Origin of the sequence: Metabacillus litoralis, assembly GCF_020524045.1 — a bacterium.
GTDB lineage: Bacteria > Bacillota > Bacilli > Bacillales > Bacillaceae > Metabacillus > Metabacillus litoralis_C.
Genome location: NZ_JAIVKL010000010.1, coordinates 77,141 through 92,528 on the forward strand (window position 1 = coordinate 77,141; position 15,388 = coordinate 92,528).

At 33.4% G+C, this 15,388-nt stretch carries 17 protein-coding genes; 5 read left to right on the forward strand and 12 right to left on the reverse strand.

The window, feature by feature from the left end; all coding sequences use genetic code 11:
• Positions 1-63 precede the first annotated feature (63 nt).
• A complete protein-coding gene (locus LC076_RS15780) occupies positions 64-648 on the forward strand; it encodes an HTH-type transcriptional regulator Hpr (RefSeq protein WP_226670066.1) in 585 nt (194 codons plus the stop codon).
• A gap of 5 nt (positions 649-653) precedes the next feature.
• Here the strand turns inward: LC076_RS15780 and LC076_RS15785 are convergent, their stop codons facing one another.
• The gene (locus tag LC076_RS15785) at positions 654-995 is read right to left on the reverse strand and encodes a DUF1878 family protein (RefSeq protein WP_226670067.1); all 342 of its coding nucleotides are present in this window, start codon (positions 993-995) and stop codon (positions 654-656) included.
• A gap of 251 nt (positions 996-1,246) precedes the next feature.
• Here LC076_RS15785 and LC076_RS15790 point away from each other — a divergent pair, with 251 nt between their 5' ends.
• Positions 1,247-1,783 carry a DUF3267 domain-containing protein gene (locus tag LC076_RS15790; protein ID WP_226670068.1) on the forward strand — a complete coding sequence of 179 codons (537 nt, stop codon included), beginning with the start codon at positions 1,247-1,249 and terminating at the stop codon, positions 1,781-1,783.
• A gap of 195 nt (positions 1,784-1,978) precedes the next feature.
• Positions 1,979-2,158 (forward strand): hypothetical protein, encoded by a 180-nt coding sequence (locus LC076_RS15795; RefSeq protein ID WP_226670069.1) that lies wholly within the window; start codon positions 1,979-1,981, stop codon positions 2,156-2,158.
• A 262-nt stretch (positions 2,159-2,420) separates the two neighbouring features.
• On the opposite strand, the gene LC076_RS15800 is transcribed toward LC076_RS15795, so the two are convergent.
• The 4 genes from LC076_RS15800 to LC076_RS15815 form a co-directional block, all read right to left on the reverse strand.
• Positions 2,421-2,504: a YjcZ family sporulation protein gene (locus LC076_RS15800; protein WP_146949682.1), complete on the reverse strand. Its 84-nt coding sequence runs from the start codon at positions 2,502-2,504 to the stop codon at positions 2,421-2,423.
• Between the two features lie 78 nt (positions 2,505-2,582).
• Complete coding sequence (locus LC076_RS15805) at positions 2,583-2,669, reverse strand: YjcZ family sporulation protein (RefSeq protein ID WP_146949683.1); 87 nt, start codon at positions 2,667-2,669, stop codon at positions 2,583-2,585.
• A gap of 133 nt (positions 2,670-2,802) precedes the next feature.
• A complete protein-coding gene (locus LC076_RS15810; protein WP_146949684.1) occupies positions 2,803-2,886 on the reverse strand; it encodes a YjcZ family sporulation protein in 84 nt (27 codons plus the stop codon).
• A 314-nt stretch (positions 2,887-3,200) separates the two neighbouring features.
• The gene (locus LC076_RS15815) at positions 3,201-3,284 is read right to left on the reverse strand and encodes a YjcZ family sporulation protein (RefSeq protein ID WP_146949685.1); all 84 of its coding nucleotides are present in this window, start codon (positions 3,282-3,284) and stop codon (positions 3,201-3,203) included.
• Between the two features lie 301 nt (positions 3,285-3,585).
• Here LC076_RS15815 and LC076_RS15820 point away from each other — a divergent pair, with 301 nt between their 5' ends.
• Positions 3,586-4,431: a peptidylprolyl isomerase gene (locus LC076_RS15820; protein WP_226670070.1), complete on the forward strand. Its 846-nt coding sequence runs from the start codon at positions 3,586-3,588 to the stop codon at positions 4,429-4,431.
• Between the two features lie 71 nt (positions 4,432-4,502).
• Here the strand turns inward: LC076_RS15820 and LC076_RS15825 are convergent, their stop codons facing one another.
• The 6 genes from LC076_RS15825 to LC076_RS15855 form a co-directional block, all read right to left on the reverse strand.
• Complete coding sequence (locus tag LC076_RS15825) at positions 4,503-4,721, reverse strand: sporulation YhaL family protein (protein ID WP_226670071.1); 219 nt, start codon at positions 4,719-4,721, stop codon at positions 4,503-4,505.
• 110 nt (positions 4,722-4,831) lie between these two features.
• Positions 4,832-5,776: a 3'-5' exoribonuclease YhaM gene (yhaM, locus tag LC076_RS15830; RefSeq protein ID WP_226670072.1), complete on the reverse strand. Its 945-nt coding sequence runs from the start codon at positions 5,774-5,776 to the stop codon at positions 4,832-4,834.
• 236 nt (positions 5,777-6,012) lie between these two features.
• Positions 6,013-9,000: an ATP-binding protein gene (locus LC076_RS15835; protein ID WP_226670073.1), complete on the reverse strand. Its 2,988-nt coding sequence runs from the start codon at positions 8,998-9,000 to the stop codon at positions 6,013-6,015.
• Positions 9,001-9,010: 10 nt separating this feature from the next.
• A complete protein-coding gene (locus tag LC076_RS15840; protein ID WP_226670074.1) occupies positions 9,011-10,249 on the reverse strand; it encodes a metallophosphoesterase family protein in 1,239 nt (412 codons plus the stop codon).
• Between the two features lie 1,476 nt (positions 10,250-11,725).
• Positions 11,726-12,979 carry an ABC transporter permease gene (locus LC076_RS15850; protein WP_226670075.1) on the reverse strand — a complete coding sequence of 418 codons (1,254 nt, stop codon included), beginning with the start codon at positions 12,977-12,979 and terminating at the stop codon, positions 11,726-11,728.
• Complete coding sequence (locus LC076_RS15855) at positions 12,972-13,871, reverse strand: ABC transporter ATP-binding protein (protein ID WP_226670076.1); 900 nt, start codon at positions 13,869-13,871, stop codon at positions 12,972-12,974. The genes LC076_RS15850 and LC076_RS15855 overlap by 8 nt, the downstream gene beginning before the upstream one ends.
• 123 nt (positions 13,872-13,994) lie before the next feature.
• Here LC076_RS15855 and LC076_RS15860 point away from each other — a divergent pair, with 123 nt between their 5' ends.
• Entirely contained in the window at positions 13,995-14,180 is a 186-nt protein-coding gene (locus LC076_RS15860; RefSeq protein ID WP_226670077.1) for a YhzD family protein, read from the forward strand.
• Positions 14,181-14,555: 375 nt separating this feature from the next.
• On the opposite strand, the gene LC076_RS15865 is transcribed toward LC076_RS15860, so the two are convergent.
• Positions 14,556-15,338: an enoyl-CoA hydratase gene (locus tag LC076_RS15865; RefSeq protein ID WP_413465999.1), complete on the reverse strand. Its 783-nt coding sequence runs from the start codon at positions 15,336-15,338 to the stop codon at positions 14,556-14,558.
• Between the last annotated feature and the right edge of the window lie 50 nt (positions 15,339-15,388).

Here is a 15,388-nt window from a genome sequence, read left to right on the forward strand (position 1 = left end):
ATTAATCTTTATTTTATTGGCATAATAGAGAATAATACATTTGGGAGTCAGGAGTGACCGGTGATGAATCATAATGAAAAGGAATATACAATAAAAGAAGCCTTGTTATTTAGTCAACGAGTTGCGCAGCTGAGTAAGGCATTATGGAAATCTATTGAAAAGGATTGGCAGCAGTGGATTAAGCCGTATGATTTGAATATTAACGAACATCATATTCTATGGATTGCTGATCATTTAAATGGAGCATCTATTTCAGAGATTGCTAAATTCGGAGTAATGCATGTATCTACTGCCTTTAATTTTTCAAAAAAGCTTGAGGAAAGAGGTTACTTAGAGTTCTCTAAGAAGGCTGATGATAAGCGTAACACATATATTAAGCTTACTACTCAAGGTGAAGAGGTTTTATCAAAGCTGTTGGAAGACTTTAGTCCAGAAAGAAACTCTGTTTTAAAAGGAGCACTTCCTCTCCAAAATCTATTCGGGAAATTTCCTGAAATGATGGAAATGATGTGTATTATCCGCAATATTTATGGTGATGATTTCATGGAAATTTTCGAACAATCATTTCATAATATTGAGGATACCTACAATGAAGATGGGACATTAACGAAGAAATCTTCTCCCACTGAGGAACTGATTTCTAGCTAAATTGATCAATATGACGATTTCATTAACTCCAAAAAATCTGCCATTAATAAAGGATATAAATTCTGCTTGTATAGGGCTTGAATTGTTTCTTCTACTTCAAGTCTTGAATTTAAACTTCCTGCAAATCGCGTAAGGAGATCTGTAAAGATCACTAATCCTTGCGTTTTTTGTTCTTCATAAAGAGAATTTAATTCATAACAAAGTTTATCAATTTCTTCAATCTCTGTTTTACACAACCCTTTTTCCATAACTAGCTGATAAAAAGGAAATCGTTTTGTATCTACCATTTGTAATAATAGCGCTTGATAATATTCAAGTTTTTCCAAACGCTTTTCCATAGAATCCATGTAGTACCCTCTTTCTACTCATACATTATTGTTCTTTATTGTATACGATTAGCGATATTTTATAAAGTTTAATCCCTATATTATTACTCCATTAAAAAAGTGTTTAGATATTAATCGTCTTTTCAAAAGAACTTTGAGATGTCTTTTTTCATTAAAGCGTTTCCAATTACTTTTTACATATTGATTTTTTCTGCTCACCGTCGTACAGTATGGTAGTACTTAAGTTATAACATAGTTTGGACGGTGAAACGATGAACTGCTGGAAAACCATAAACCTTTCTAAGGACGTTGGAACACACAGAATATTATTTATTTCAATGCTAACAATGATTTTTGTTTTTATCTTAACCTATCTACCTATTAATTTATTTTTTTCAAAAGTTCATCTAAAGGACGGACATTTTTTAATGTTTGTACTATTATTAGTTAGCATGATTCCAGTTCATAAAATTCTTCATTTATTTCCATTATTACTTAGTGGATGTCCCGTGGAAATGAAGGTTAAACATTATTATTTCATTCCTTTTATACAAATAAAAGCGTGTAAAGAAATAAAAAAACATAATATGCTTTTATCATTAATAACACCTTTTATGTTTTTTACATTCATCTTCTTAATTGGAAGCATCATCTTCCCAGCATATATGCATTATTTTAGCATCGCAACGGCTATTCATATAGGTCTATGCGTACCAGATTTTATTTTCATTAAACACCTTTTACTCGCACCGAGATCTTGCTTTATAGAAGAATTTGATGATGGATACGAAGTACTTGTTCAAAAATAAGAAAGTAGCAGACCAATCTTTATCCTTTGGTCTGTTTTCATTCTATCCTTTCGTTGATCTATTCTGCTTTTAAATCTTCTTATTATCTATATAACATATTCACTATTTTTTAACTGGTTATTAGTTGTCAATGCTATCTTTTTCATAAATAGTTTGGTAATCTAATATGTATATGAAAGAGAAGGGGGATCTCATATGGTCATTTTCTTCATCTTGTTTGCAGTCTTTATCTTGTTTTATATAAACAAGCTTACAAATGCTCTATGTTTAGTACGCGAGATTCCTGAAGACCGCCAAACAAAGGTATTTAGAACAATTAATGTTCTTATCACGATATTGTTAATCTCATCATACATAGAAAATTTGTATACGTAATTCCGTTTAAACGCACTCAAGTCATTTAGACGCGCTTGTCATTTTTGTTTCATTCTATAGGCAGGTCATTTTTAAACATTTAGAGAAAAAATCCAGCCTATAGAGAAGCAGGAATACCGCATAAAAAGCATGATATCTAAGAAGAAATGATGCCACAATATACAGTGCTTTTTCCTTCAAAATCCCAAAAGCAACAACGTTTACGATAACAGCTTTAACGAAAAATAGAGGCTGACTCAATTGAGTCAGCCTCATCTTTATATTATAACCACGCTGCACCAACGATGATTAACAAGATGAATAATACAACGATTAACGCAAAACCACCTGAATATGCTCCGCTCATTATTACACCTCCCTTTCTTGATAAATAACTTTATACATAGCAAACTACTTAAATATTTGCCCATGTAAATAGAGAATATTAATAAAGGTAAGAAGCACCAATGATAATTAACAAAATGAACAGTACGACAATTAACGCAAAGTTATTTGTATATCCATGACTCATAACTAATTACCTCCTTTATCTTTTCACTTTATCTTATGGTCATTTGCTCTATCTTGATTGGACGTTTGCCCAATTTAGAACATTTCGTAATAAGGTATTTTAGTTCATACTAGCCTTCACTCTAAATTTCAACTTATAGATATGAAGCACCAATGATGATTAACAAAATGAACAAAACGACAAGTAATGCAAAGTTGCTTGATAAACCATGACTCATAACTAATTACCTCCTTTATCTTTTCACTTTATCCTATGGTCATTTGTTCTAATATGATTGGGTGTTTGCCCAAAAAATCTAAGTTAAATTATTTTAAATGTTCATTTTCATTCTTATTACCTTTTAAAGATGGCTCTGTTAAACTTTGTTGTTGATTTCCGTTGCAGGCATTCGCTTTCTGCGGGCGGTCCGGGAGCCTCCTCGGCTCAAGCGCCTGTGGGGTCTCCCTTCGACACGCTTCTCCCACAGGAGTCTCATACCTTTCACTCCAATCAACAAAGTGCTAAAAATCAACATTAAGCTTTAACATAGCCTTAAAGATAAGAAGCTCCTATGATAATTAACAATATGAACAGAACGACAAGTAATGCAAAATTGTTGGAAGAACCAAAGCTCATAATGAAATACCTCCTTTATCTTTTCTCTATATCCTATTATTTTTAAAAGACATTGTTTGGATGTTTGCCTATTTTAGAGGAATTTGTTATATTAAACCATTGTAAATTTCAAAAGATCGCTACATAATCCACTAAAAAACTTTTTGAACTTGTCACATTATGGTATAGTATTCCTTGTACTATCAGAAATTGGATCAAACAGTAGCAACAATCACTATTCAACGATAAAACATGACTAAAAAGGTCACGTTTTTTCTAATAAAGAATTTCTAAATAATTAAACTAGGAGTTGTATTAGAAGATGAAAAAGGTAGCAATCGCACTAGCAGCAGCAACAAGTCTATTTGCATTAAGTGCTTGTAACAATGCTGAATCAGAAGTTGTTGTAGAAACAAAAGCTGGGAACATTACAAAAGATGAATTTTACGAAGCAATGAAGGATCGTTTCGGTGGAGACGTTTTAACAGAGCTTGTTCATGAAAAAGTATTAAGTGAAAAATATAAAGTATCTGATAAAGATGTAGAAGCAGAATTTGAAAATTTAAAAACTCAATATGGTGCACAATTTGAAAGTGTTATACAAATGCAAGGTGAAGAAACAGTTAAACAGATGGTTAAAGTTGATTTATTAAGAAAAAAAGCTGCTGAAGCAGAAGTCAAAGTAACTGATGAAGATTTAAAAGCTTACTATGATACATTAGAAGGTCAGGTAAAAGCTAGCCATATACTAGTTGCTGATGAAGCAACTGCTAAAGAAGTGAAGAAAAAGCTTGATGCTGGAGAGAAATTTGAAGATCTTGCAAAAGAATATTCAACAGATCCTGGCTCAGCACAAAATGGTGGAGATCTTGGTTGGTTTGGTGAAGGTGCCATGGTTAAAGAATTCCAAGATGCAGCATTCAAGTTAAAAGAAGGCGAAGTAAGTGCTCCAGTTAAATCTGAATTTGGTTACCATATCATTAAAGTAACTGAAACTGTTAAACCTTTTGAAGAAATGAAAGAAGATTTAAAAGAAGATGTTCGTAAACAAAAGATTCAACAGCCTGATACAATGCAGAGCGCTCTTAACAAAGCCATTGAAGACGCAAAAGTGGATGTTAAAGAAGAAGACTTAAAAGACCTATTTAAAGCTCCTGCAAAAGAATAGTAAAAGAAAACAAGCAATAAAACGAGAAAAAATCGGTGAATATCACCGATTTTTTCTCGTTTTTCTTTGAATTAGCCGACAGACTGTTCTTCTTGAAGCTCTTGTTGTTGTTCTACAAGTGCTTGTTTTTTCTGACGTTCAAGCTCAATTCTCTCTATATACACTTGACCTTCTTTTTCAATAAATTCATCATCAATTTCCTTGTCTTGCTGATGTGTTTTAAAGGCCATATAACCACTAAGAATGATTCCAATAATACAAACATATATCCACCATGGCAAGAGTAACATCCATGCTCCCCCTTTTAAAGCCCTGTCCATTTGAACAAGCTATTTTACTCAAAGCATATGCAAGGCAAGCATGAATTAGAACATTATATTAAGTTAGAATCGGTAATAATTTATTTATGAAAAGTTGGTTTATAAAATGATCGATTATCTAATGCAAATATTCTTTCCGTATACTCACCAGGCTTAACTCGCTCAAGACCACGATCAAGCATATTCATTTTAGCATCAAGATTATCGATATAGTGTAATATTTCTGCTTCTTTGATCATTGGAGGTTTTGGACTTCCCCACTCTGCCTTTCCATGGTGACTAAGAACTAAATGCTGAAGAATAACAACTTCCTCACCTTCAATTTGTAACTGCTCAGCTGCCTTAGCAATTTCATTGACCATGATTGATATGTGACCTAATAAATTCCCTTCAACCGTATAAGTCGTACTAATTGGTCCAGATAACTCAATTACTTTTCCTAAATCATGAAGAATAACACCAGAATATAAAAGATCTGTATCTAGACTTGGATATAGAGTTGAAATCGCCTTGGCTAAATCTAACATAGACACAACATGATATGCTAACCCAGAAACAAACTCATGATGATTCTTCGTTGCAGCTGGATATTCAATAAAAGCAGCACCATGCTTTTTAAGTAAATGTCTAGTAATACGTTGAATGTTTGAATTTTCCATTTCAAATATGTATTGAGTAATCTTATCATTCATAACATCCTTTGAAAGTGGAGCGGTTTCTAATAAATCTGAGATGTTAATTTGTTCATCATCATGCTTAGGACGAATTTTACGGATTTTTAATTGATTGCGTCCTCGATAATGGTGAATATCTCCTAATATTTTCACAATGCTCTGAGGAGAATAAACTCCTTCGTCATCTTGTGATGCATCCCATAGCTTAGCCTCGATTTCTCCAGACATATCTTGCAGGATTAATGTTAAAAATGCCTTACCATTGCTGGCAATCCCTTTTACTGATGATTTTATAAGTAAATGGACGTCAACTTGATCTCCGACATCATAATTTAGAATTCCCTTAGCCATAAATATGCTCCTCCATTATGTAAAGTAATTTATAAGATCTCTTTAAATTTAGTCTTTGTTATCGCTACTTGATGACTATGCAGCTTGAAGTCAAATGAAGACTCGTAGGTTACTTTTGTGTGGAATTTACTCTTGTTCCACACACACATTGCAAATAGCTTGCATGAACATCAAACTTTCTATTTTGTATCGTTAGTATAGCATAGATCCATGAAAATACGCTTTAGAAACCTCCGTTAAATCACATGAACTTTCGAAAGATTAATCATGTTTTTAGTAGAAAAAGTAGTTGCGATGTGCTTGTGACAAGTAAAATATATCACTTGATTTTCTTGTTTAAGCTCATCCATCATTCGTAAAATATTGGATGTTCGTTGTTGATCGAAATGAACAAAGCTATCATCTATGATAATTGGTAAGTGAAGCTGTTCATTTATGTTTTTCACTAATGCTAATCGAATTGATAAGTATAATTGCTCTGCTGTTGCTTGGCTTAATTCTTCAGCAAAAAACTTCACACCATCGTTTCGCTCAACAATAAATGATTGCTTCCCATCTGGTAAATATACATTTTTGTATGAATTTGAAGTTAGCTTAGAAAAATAATAACCAATAGAATGAACAACTGCTGGCAATTTTTCCTCACGATGTCGTTCGATTGTTTTTTTTAATAAGTCATTCGCGAGAACTCCTACGATCCATTGGGATGCCTTTTCTCTAATTGTTGCCTTATCATTTTCAAAAGAATGTCTTTGCCTAGAATACGTTCCATTTTGCTCAATTTCTTTGATTTTTACGACAATCTCTGAATAGCGTTGCTGAGTTTCTTTTTCATTCTTCTCCAATTTATCTAATTCTTTTTCCACTTCAATTAAATCTGCTTCTAATTCGTTACTCGAATTGACCTGTATGAATTCAATCTTCATATCCCGTTCTGTTGCAAGTTGTTTTTCAATCCATAATTTCTGTTTAAGTAACTCTTCTCGCTCTTTATGAATCTTCGCTAATTTTCGAAATTCATCTTCGGTTTCACATGTACTACTTTTTATTAATTCTTCCTTCTGTTTCGTCAAATAGTTAACCTTTTCTCTGAGGATACGTATTGCATCTTCAGTTTCAACTCTTCTTTCATTATGCTTTTCAAGCATTTCCTGTTTCTCTTTTTCGTTTTGACACATTCTAGACATCTCATATAATGCTTGCTCTGAAGATACGTTTGAAATTTCAGCTACTTTCATTAATTCTGATATTTTATGTTCAAATTTGTAAACATCTTGCTGAAGAGAAGTTAATTCTCCTTCATACTGTTTTTTTTCTAATATCAACTGTTGAAGTTGCTGTAATAGTTCAAAAGCTTCTAATAATGTTTCTGGTGTCACTTTTTTATCTATTCGAAAATGATTTAACAGTTTATTGAATGTGACTGAGCTTTGAAATTGATCCTCTTCCCATTCCTCATACTGTTTAACAATCTTCTCATATGTTTTCTCATACTGCTTAGATAAAAGCTGTTCATGATGAATTTCGTGTTTTACAGTATTGTCTTTTTCTAATAACAACATCGTTTCAGATAAAATTGAACTGTTTGAAGAAAAGCTTGATTTTTCACCTTCATCTATGACTTCTTCAAGCTTAGTAAGTTTTGATGTTAAGTGATGGAGAAATGAATCTTTTTTCCCAATGCTAGTTTTTAAGATAAAAAGTGAAAAAAACATACTTACTACAAACATACCAGCTATAAGCCAATTTTTTTCTAACATAAAGAATAGGGAACATGTAAGTAACAAGACTGTTATAAGTGATACAATCGTCGTGCGTTGTTTTTTTTCTTTTTTAAATTCATCTTTTCTAATGTTTATTTCAGAAAGTATTTGTTGTTTTTCATTTTTTAATTGTTTTATATTTAGTTGATCTTCTTTATTTACCTTTTCTTCTAATTTACGTCTCTCTTCATCTAAAAGAAGCTCTTCTTTAAAGTTTCTTATCTTGTTCTCAGATTCTTCAAGATTTGCTTTTGTTTGATCAAATTGCTCATCAAGCATTTTTTTTCTTTGTTGAAGCTGCTGATCTAATCGTGCTGATTTTTTTATCGATTCTTTCATTTGAATGGTCGCGTTAATTTGCAAGATTTCTTCTTCCTTCATTGCTGGAAAAATTCTTTGTTTATAAAGACTAATTTCATGTTGTATCTTGCTTATTTTCTGCTGCAGTTGGATTATTCTCTTTTTCTTTTCTTCATAAACCGGAAGCTGCTCACGCCCATGCTGTACCTTAGGTAGGATACTAATGAGGTTTTCATCTAGAGAAAGAGCTGCTTCCTCGAGCAATATTTTTTCTCTTTTGCTTTTCAATGAGTGAAGTTGTGCCTCCATTGGCTGAAGAGTCATAATAAGCTGATCAAGCTGTTTAAGACCATCTTCTGGATATGCTGCAGAATCCGGTAAAGAAGCTAATTGATCTATACACCATTTTAGATCATTCAGAAGAGGCAGGACGGAAATAATCTTTTCAAGTTCTCTTTGTTTTTTTGAGCTATTTCTTTTCTTATTTACTAATAAGGTTAATTCACCATATAACTCTTCCTTCATTTTCAAAAGCTCTTGATATTCATTGTTTTGTCTCTTAGCTTCTAGCACTTGATTATGACTTTTTTTCAGCTTATCTAATCCTTCATTTAATTCAGGTTTTTTCCCATTCGGCTTATACAGCGAATCTCTTTGTTTAACTAGCTTATCTTCGATTGCAAATAACGTATCTGCTCCATAAATACTTGAAAGAAATAAATATTTCCCAATTTGATCAGAGTTCATTTTTTGAATTTGTTGTAAACCGTGTACATCAAAGGAAAAGATAGATCGATATGTTTCCTTGTCTATACCACTCATTAATGTTTGTAAGTAATCTTCACCTTTACTTGTTCCATCGTCTAATTCAATTGTGACGTTTCCACCATTTTTGCCTGGTAGACGCTCAATTTTGACTAGTCTATTATGATCTTCTACAACAAGATAACCTCCATATGCCGCTCCGTGTTTTGGTTCATATCTATTCTCCGTTTGTTGTTTAGTAGGAAATCCGAATAAAATACTATGAATAAAGGACATGATCGTTGATTTACCAGCTTCATTTTCACCATAAACAACCTGTAGGGTATCTCCTTGAAATTCAATATCCTTGTTTTCAAACTTCCCATATCCATAAATCATAAGCCGTTTGATTTTCATGCTTATCACCTCACTTTGATCCACTATTTTGTAATAGTTCTCTATGTAATAATTGTTCAGCTTCTTTCAATAACTGCTTTTGTTCTTCTAGAGTAAACTTCTCTAAATATTGCCTGAAAGTTGGGTGTTTTGCCAGTGGTTGAATGACCTCATCAAAAGAGGTATAATTTTCAACTGTTTTGTGTAAATCAGTCAAAAATGCATCTAGTTTAGGGTTGTTTTCTCTTGGTTGAATGGTTTTATTAATCAGCTTCACAACCCAAATAAAATGATCCTGAGTGTTTTCCTGTTCATTTAAGATATCTACTATATCTTCTTCCATTCCTTGTGCGTGTACAGTACTCGAAAATCGATCCATTCCAGTTAATACGATGGTTAAACAGGTTGACTTGTTTCTTTCTTTTATTTCAAACATGACTCTCTCACATCTTCTTAATAACTCTGTGATATTGTTTATGCCTTCAATTGAAACCTCTACCTCTTCCCAAATAACCTCCTCTGTAGAAACAAATTCAGTTCTTATATCAAGTCCATTCATTTCTACAATATAAAAACCTTTTTCTCCAGCTTCCTTTCGATGCCTTCCCTGAATATTCCCCGGATAAGCAATAAGTGGATTAGAATGATGTAAAATTTGTCTTTTATGAATATGGCCTAACGCCCAATAATCAAAACCTTTGGAAACAAGCTCACTTATTTTAAATGGACAATAAACATCATGCTCTTTATTTCCTTCTATTGATCCATGTAACATACCGATGTGGTATACAGAGGAATTATCATTTTTTATGTATTGATTTGAGATATTTTCCACTACTGATCTAGTAGGATAGCTATATCCATAGATATAGGCTAGTGGTAAGCCCTTCTTTGTGAATTTCTTCATTTCTACCATCTTACTAGAAAACACATGTACATTTTGAGGCCATTCAACCTCAAGCCATTTTCCAGACATGTGATCATGGTTTCCATGTATAACATATACATCTATTCCCGCTTTATCTAGCTTTTCAAATTCACTTTTTAATTTTAGTTGAGCTTTTAAGCTTCGATCCTCTTCATCATACAAGTCTCCAGATAATAAAATAAAATCCACCTTTTCTTTTATAGCATATGAAACAATCCTAAAAAAAGCTAAAAAGGTACTTTCTCTGATTACTTCAAACAAATCTGTGGGCATATGCTTTAAACCAACAAACGGACTGTCCAAATGAAGATCAGCCGCATGTATAAACTTAATATGTTTCATTTTTTATTCATCCTTTTATGTAGGGTTGTTTTCGTAAACTTTGTTGTTTTTAGAATCCTATTGGAAACGCCTCTTTATAAAGTCTAGTGGCATCTTTTCTTCTATAGATTGTCCCAGAGCCTTATGTAGTGGCGTTTTCAAGGTATACTCCCTTCATTTTACCATCACTAAAATACGAATGCACGTTCTACCCTACAAAAAAATGCTTTTTACCATTTTCATATAAAGCTGTTTTCCATACTTTGTTGTTGTTGTTGAGTTATTCATAATGCTTTCCAATTCATTTGTAGGATGAACGAGCCACCTCAGCAGAGCTTGAAGGCTAAACGTCCTTTTCTAGTAGAATCCAGCATGCGCAAGTGTCTCCCTCCATTCCACTATAAGACACTCTACCTCTTGGATTTTATCTGTCACACAGTTTAAACAAATATCTCACAATTTTTTACACAGCACACTAAAAAAGAGACTGGGACATAATTAAAGAAGTCATACAAAAAGACGAATAAATCTACATTCAGTAAGTTGAAAGAAACAAGTCTTTTCCATTGCGCTGCAGAAACTCGTAAATGTTAAGCTAGCGATGTACAATTTTGATGGTTTATGAATGCTCAAAAATGAATGAACATCTTCTTTTTCTAAGTGATCTTTAATTCTGAAAGAAGACCCAACAATATTCACGACTGTTGCGTTGGGTAGAACAAAATCTAATATTGCATTTCCTAATTTTGTTTCCAGAAACACGGCATCTCTGTACTTATGTCCTTCATCGATTATATGACGAACTTTTACTCATGCTTTTTCCCCGCTTATGTCCTTCATCGGCTCTATGACGGACTTGACTTGCTTTTTCCTCGCTTATGTCCTTCATTGGCTCTATGACGGACTTTTACTCGGGTTTCCTCTTGCTTATGTCCTTCATTGGCTCTATGACGGACTTTTACTCGGGTTTTCCTCTTGCTTATGTCCTTCATCGGCTCTATGACGGACTTTTACTCGGGTTTTCCTCTTGCTTATGTCCTTCATCGGCTCTATGACGGACTTTTACTCGGGTTTTCCTCTTGCTTATGTCCTTCATTGGCTCTATGACGGACTTTTACTCGGGTTTTCCTCTTGCTTATGTCCTTCATCGGCTCTATGACGGACTTTTACTCGGGTTTTCCTCTTGCTTATGTCCTTCATCGGCTCTATGACTTGACAGACACTCGCGTTTCACAAGAAGGAAGCTAGCCTCCCACGGAACGCCTGCTTAGGTCTCAGCCTTTCCTCAATTCTAAGTAGGTGCCCGAGTGTCTTCCGCTCCATTCCACTAAGTTCTTTAAAATAGTTTCCAAACTCAAAAAATCTATTAAAGACATCAAATAAAAACCCGAATTATTAGGCGAATGATTAATTGAAATATCGCCTTATAACTCGGGTTTAACATTAGTTTAAATACTCATGTCCCAGCCTCTGCTAATACTAATCCGATCTTTACTTTTACTTATCCTTTGACATCATAAGCGCTCGTTTCAGATCCTTAAAGGATGATGATTTGCCATAGATTAAGACTCCGCCTTTATATACTCGTGCTCCAAAAATCGCTAGAGCTGTAATTGAGATAAGCAGGATTGCTATGGATAGAGCGATTTCCCAAAATGGAATATTTAACATTCCTACACGTAAAAACATAATCATTGGTGTAAAGAATGGAATATAAGAGCTAATTGTGATAAATGGTGTTTCTGGATTTCCTAGACCAAACATCGCAATCATAAATGCTCCAACAATGATGAAAATCATTGGTGAGATTAATTGCTGTACATCTTCAATTCGACTTACAAGAGATCCTAAAAATGCAGCTAAAGTAGCAAATAAGAAATACCCTAGTAGAAAGTAAATTCCTGCATATATAAACGTAGAAGTGGGAATATCTGAGAACCCTAATAATCCGCCTGTCATTGAATTCAATTCGTCAATTTTAGATTGAATTGATGCATAACCAAACACAAGAATGACAAACATTTGTGTTAAACTAAGTAGTCCGATTCCTATTAATTTAGCAAACATTTGCTTTACTGGCGAAACACTTGAAATAAGGATTTCCATTACCCGTGAAGATTTTTCTGTAGCAACTTCTGTCGCTATCATACTTGCATAAAAAATAACAGAAAAATAGATAACAAATAACAACACATAAACAAGACCTCTTGCTTGATTTAGTTCTTCTTCTGTTTTTGCATTATCCTCTAGTGCCACTTTCGTTAATTCAACAGGAGTAAATAAAACATTTAAATCATTGGAATCAAGACCAAGTTGAACTCGACCAATCTCTTGTTTCATTTGCTGTAAAACCATTTCAATTTGTGAGAATATTCCACTATCCGTCATAGACATTGTTTTAACTGTTGCTGAAGGTAAGTCATTCTCATCCTTTGTTAAGATAATCATTCCATCGAATTCTTCATCTTGTACTTTTTTATCTAACTCAGCTTCGGTTAATGTTGACTTTTCTACTTCAAATGGCTTTCCTAATACATCTACATTTTCTTCAAAAATGTCAAAATAAGTATCCGTTTGATCGATAATAGCAAATGTTTTTGCTTCTTCATCTTTTTCAAAAGCTTGGATGATTGTTGATATATTTGATAAACCGAACAAAATTAATAAAGTTATTAAAGTAGTAATAATAAATGATTTCGTTTTGACTTTATTAAAGTAGGTATGACCGACAATGATCCAAAATTTATTCATAGGAAGCACCTACTTTTTCAATGAAAATATCATTTAATGAAGGCTCTTCAAGTGCAAATTTCCTTACAAATCCTTTATTTTGCAACTCATGAAATATCACCTTTGCTACTTCTTCATTCTCTATTTGAAGTTCTACACCTTCAGTCATTTTTTTGCATTTTATCACACCAGGAACAGAATGTAAGAAATCCATATCAAAATCGCCTTGGACAAATACATTTTTCTTACCAAATGACCTTTTAATATCTCTTAATGAACCATGAACTACTGGTTTTCCTTTATGCATAATACATAAATTCTGACATAATTCCTCTACATGTTCCATTCGATGACTAGCAAATACAATGGACGTACCTGCTTCTTTGAGATCTACTACCGCTTTTTTTAACAATTCAACATTGACAGGATCTAGTCCACTAAATGGCTCATCTAATATAAGTAGTTTGGGTTTATGTATAACAGAAGCAATAAATTGAATTTTTTGTTGATTTCCTTTTGATAACTCTTCTACTTTCTTGTTCTCATATTCTGACACATTAAATCTGTGTAGCCAGCTTTTCAACTCTCTTACTACTTCTTGTTTCGTCATTCCTTTTAATCTACCTAAGTAAATTAACTGTTCCTTTACTTTCAATTTTGGATATAGTCCTCTTTCTTCAGGTAAATATCCAATATGATCACTGACATTATAAGAAATTTTTTTCCCATCCCACAAAATTTCCCCATCCGTTGGGTTCAACAAACCCAATATCATTCTGAACGTTGTTGTTTTTCCAGCTCCATTTGCACCTAAAAAACCAAAAATTTCTCTTTCGGGTATTTGTATTGATAGCTGATCAACTGCAGTCTGCTTTCCAAAACGCTTTGACACATTTTCAATTGTAAGACTCATTCTATCCCTCCTCTCTTCATTCTACGAAATTGGTAATAGAAGGTTTCATTTTTTTGCAGGATAATCCATAGAAAAGTAAGAATTATATAATGATAGTATTTTACTACAACAGGGGGAATAATGATGGAAACGTACTATTTAACTGTATTTGAAAAAAATGGTGAAAAAATTTTAGATGAAAACTTTCAAGCTCAAACAGAAAACGAAGCAAAAGAAATAGCAGAGCAAAAGTTAGCAGAAAAAGAATTCTCAGCTAAAACACATCGTTGTACCACATCATCCGGGAAACTTATTGTTTTTGGTAGATAATAAGAAAAGCGCAAGCGCCTTGGTCAGCCCCGACAAGCATAAGACGATTTGACATGGAAGGCGTTCTTGGCCTTCAATGGCAAATTGGCTTATGACCTCGAGGGGCTAGGCGCTGGAGCTAGACATCCAAACTACGTACAAAACATATAAATTCTGATACTATAAGAAATGTGTAAGCGCCTGATCAGCCCTGACAAGCACAAGGATTATGAATAGATGGTGCTCTTTACCTTCTATTCATCATTGGCTAATGACCAAGGAAAAAGGAAGTTGTTTTTCCTTCGAGGGGCTAGGCGTTGGAGCTAGACACGAACACCTAACTTCTAAAAAAGATGACTATTGTGGTCTGTTATCTCAATAGTCATCTTTTTTCTTTTATTGACCTGTAAATTGCGCAACTCTCTTTTCTAAAAACGCTGCGACACCTTCACGATGATCTTTCGTTTTTCTCATTTGAAGTTGATTTTCTGTTTCTAAGTTAAGTGTATCTACTAATAATGATGTTTCTTGATTGCTAAAAATATTTTTTGTTGCAATCATCGCTTGTAATGGTCGCGCTTCCATTTTCATTTTCCATAATTGCATCTGTTCTTCAGTATCACCCTCATATACTGAATCAATCATCCCAATTTGCAAAGCTTCATCAGAACTTAACGTTTTTCCTTCCCAAATAATGTGTTTTGCGATATGCTCTCCAAGTCTTTTCTTCAAAAAGAAATGTCCGCCACCATCTGGAACTAATCCGATATTAATAAAGTTCATTGCTACTTTTGCCTGTTTTTCAGCTATTAGATAGTCACTAGCTAACGCAAAACTCAAGCCTAATCCTGCAGCAGCTCCATTTAGAAAGCTAACTGTTATAGCAGGTAATGTATATAGTGTAATAATCATTTCTTTAATTGTTTCCATTACAGGCTGGAATTGTGATTCATCATTACTTGATAACATTGTTTTCACATCACCACCAGCAGAGAAAGCACGACCTCTTCCAGTTATAAATAATAACTTAATATCAGAAGAAGCGATCTCTTTTAAACAACTTGTTAATTCCTGAAGCATGTTCACATCCATTGCATTCATTGACTGTACTCTATTTAAGTACAACGTAGCTGTTTTACCTTCTTGAACTAACTCAATCGTTTGATATGTCATCTTCATCCCCCTTATAATATATATCAATATATTAATTCGGATTAACAGGAAAGAAA

Bases quoted from the DNA above. Each gene is read 5' to 3' on its own strand.
- LC076_RS15795 (WP_226670069.1), top strand. From the start codon at position 1,979: ATGGTCATTTTCTTCATCTTGTTTGCAGTCTTTATCTTGTTTTATATA.
- LC076_RS15790 (WP_226670068.1), top strand. From the start codon at position 1,247: ATGAACTGCTGGAAAACCATAAACCTTTCTAAGGACGTTGGAACACAC.
- LC076_RS15800 (WP_146949682.1), bottom strand. From the start codon at position 2,504: ATGAGCGGAGCATATTCAGGTGGTTTTGCGTTAATCGTTGTATTATTC.
- LC076_RS15780 (WP_226670066.1), top strand. From the start codon at position 64: ATGAATCATAATGAAAAGGAATATACAATAAAAGAAGCCTTGTTATTT.
- LC076_RS15810 (WP_146949684.1), bottom strand. From the start codon at position 2,886: ATGAGTCATGGTTTATCAAGCAACTTTGCATTACTTGTCGTTTTGTTC.
- LC076_RS15785 (WP_226670067.1), bottom strand. From the start codon at position 995: ATGGATTCTATGGAAAAGCGTTTGGAAAAACTTGAATATTATCAAGCG.
- LC076_RS15840 (WP_226670074.1), bottom strand. From the start codon at position 10,249: ATGAAACATATTAAGTTTATACATGCGGCTGATCTTCATTTGGACAGT.
- LC076_RS15825 (WP_226670071.1), bottom strand. From the start codon at position 4,721: ATGTTACTCTTGCCATGGTGGATATATGTTTGTATTATTGGAATCATT.
- LC076_RS15860 (WP_226670077.1), top strand. From the start codon at position 13,995: ATGGAAACGTACTATTTAACTGTATTTGAAAAAAATGGTGAAAAAATT.
- LC076_RS15820 (WP_226670070.1), top strand. From the start codon at position 3,586: ATGAAAAAGGTAGCAATCGCACTAGCAGCAGCAACAAGTCTATTTGCA.
- yhaM (WP_226670072.1), bottom strand. From the start codon at position 5,776: ATGGCTAAGGGAATTCTAAATTATGATGTCGGAGATCAAGTTGACGTC.
- LC076_RS15815 (WP_146949685.1), bottom strand. From the start codon at position 3,284: ATGAGCTTTGGTTCTTCCAACAATTTTGCATTACTTGTCGTTCTGTTC.
- LC076_RS15865 (WP_413465999.1), bottom strand. From the start codon at position 15,338: ATGAAGATGACATATCAAACGATTGAGTTAGTTCAAGAAGGTAAAACA.
- LC076_RS15805 (WP_146949683.1), bottom strand. From the start codon at position 2,669: ATGAGTCATGGATATACAAATAACTTTGCGTTAATTGTCGTACTGTTC.
- LC076_RS15835 (WP_226670073.1), bottom strand. From the start codon at position 9,000: ATGAAAATCAAACGGCTTATGATTTATGGATATGGGAAGTTTGAAAAC.
- LC076_RS15855 (WP_226670076.1), bottom strand. From the start codon at position 13,871: ATGAGTCTTACAATTGAAAATGTGTCAAAGCGTTTTGGAAAGCAGACT.
- LC076_RS15850 (WP_226670075.1), bottom strand. From the start codon at position 12,979: ATGAATAAATTTTGGATCATTGTCGGTCATACCTACTTTAATAAAGTC.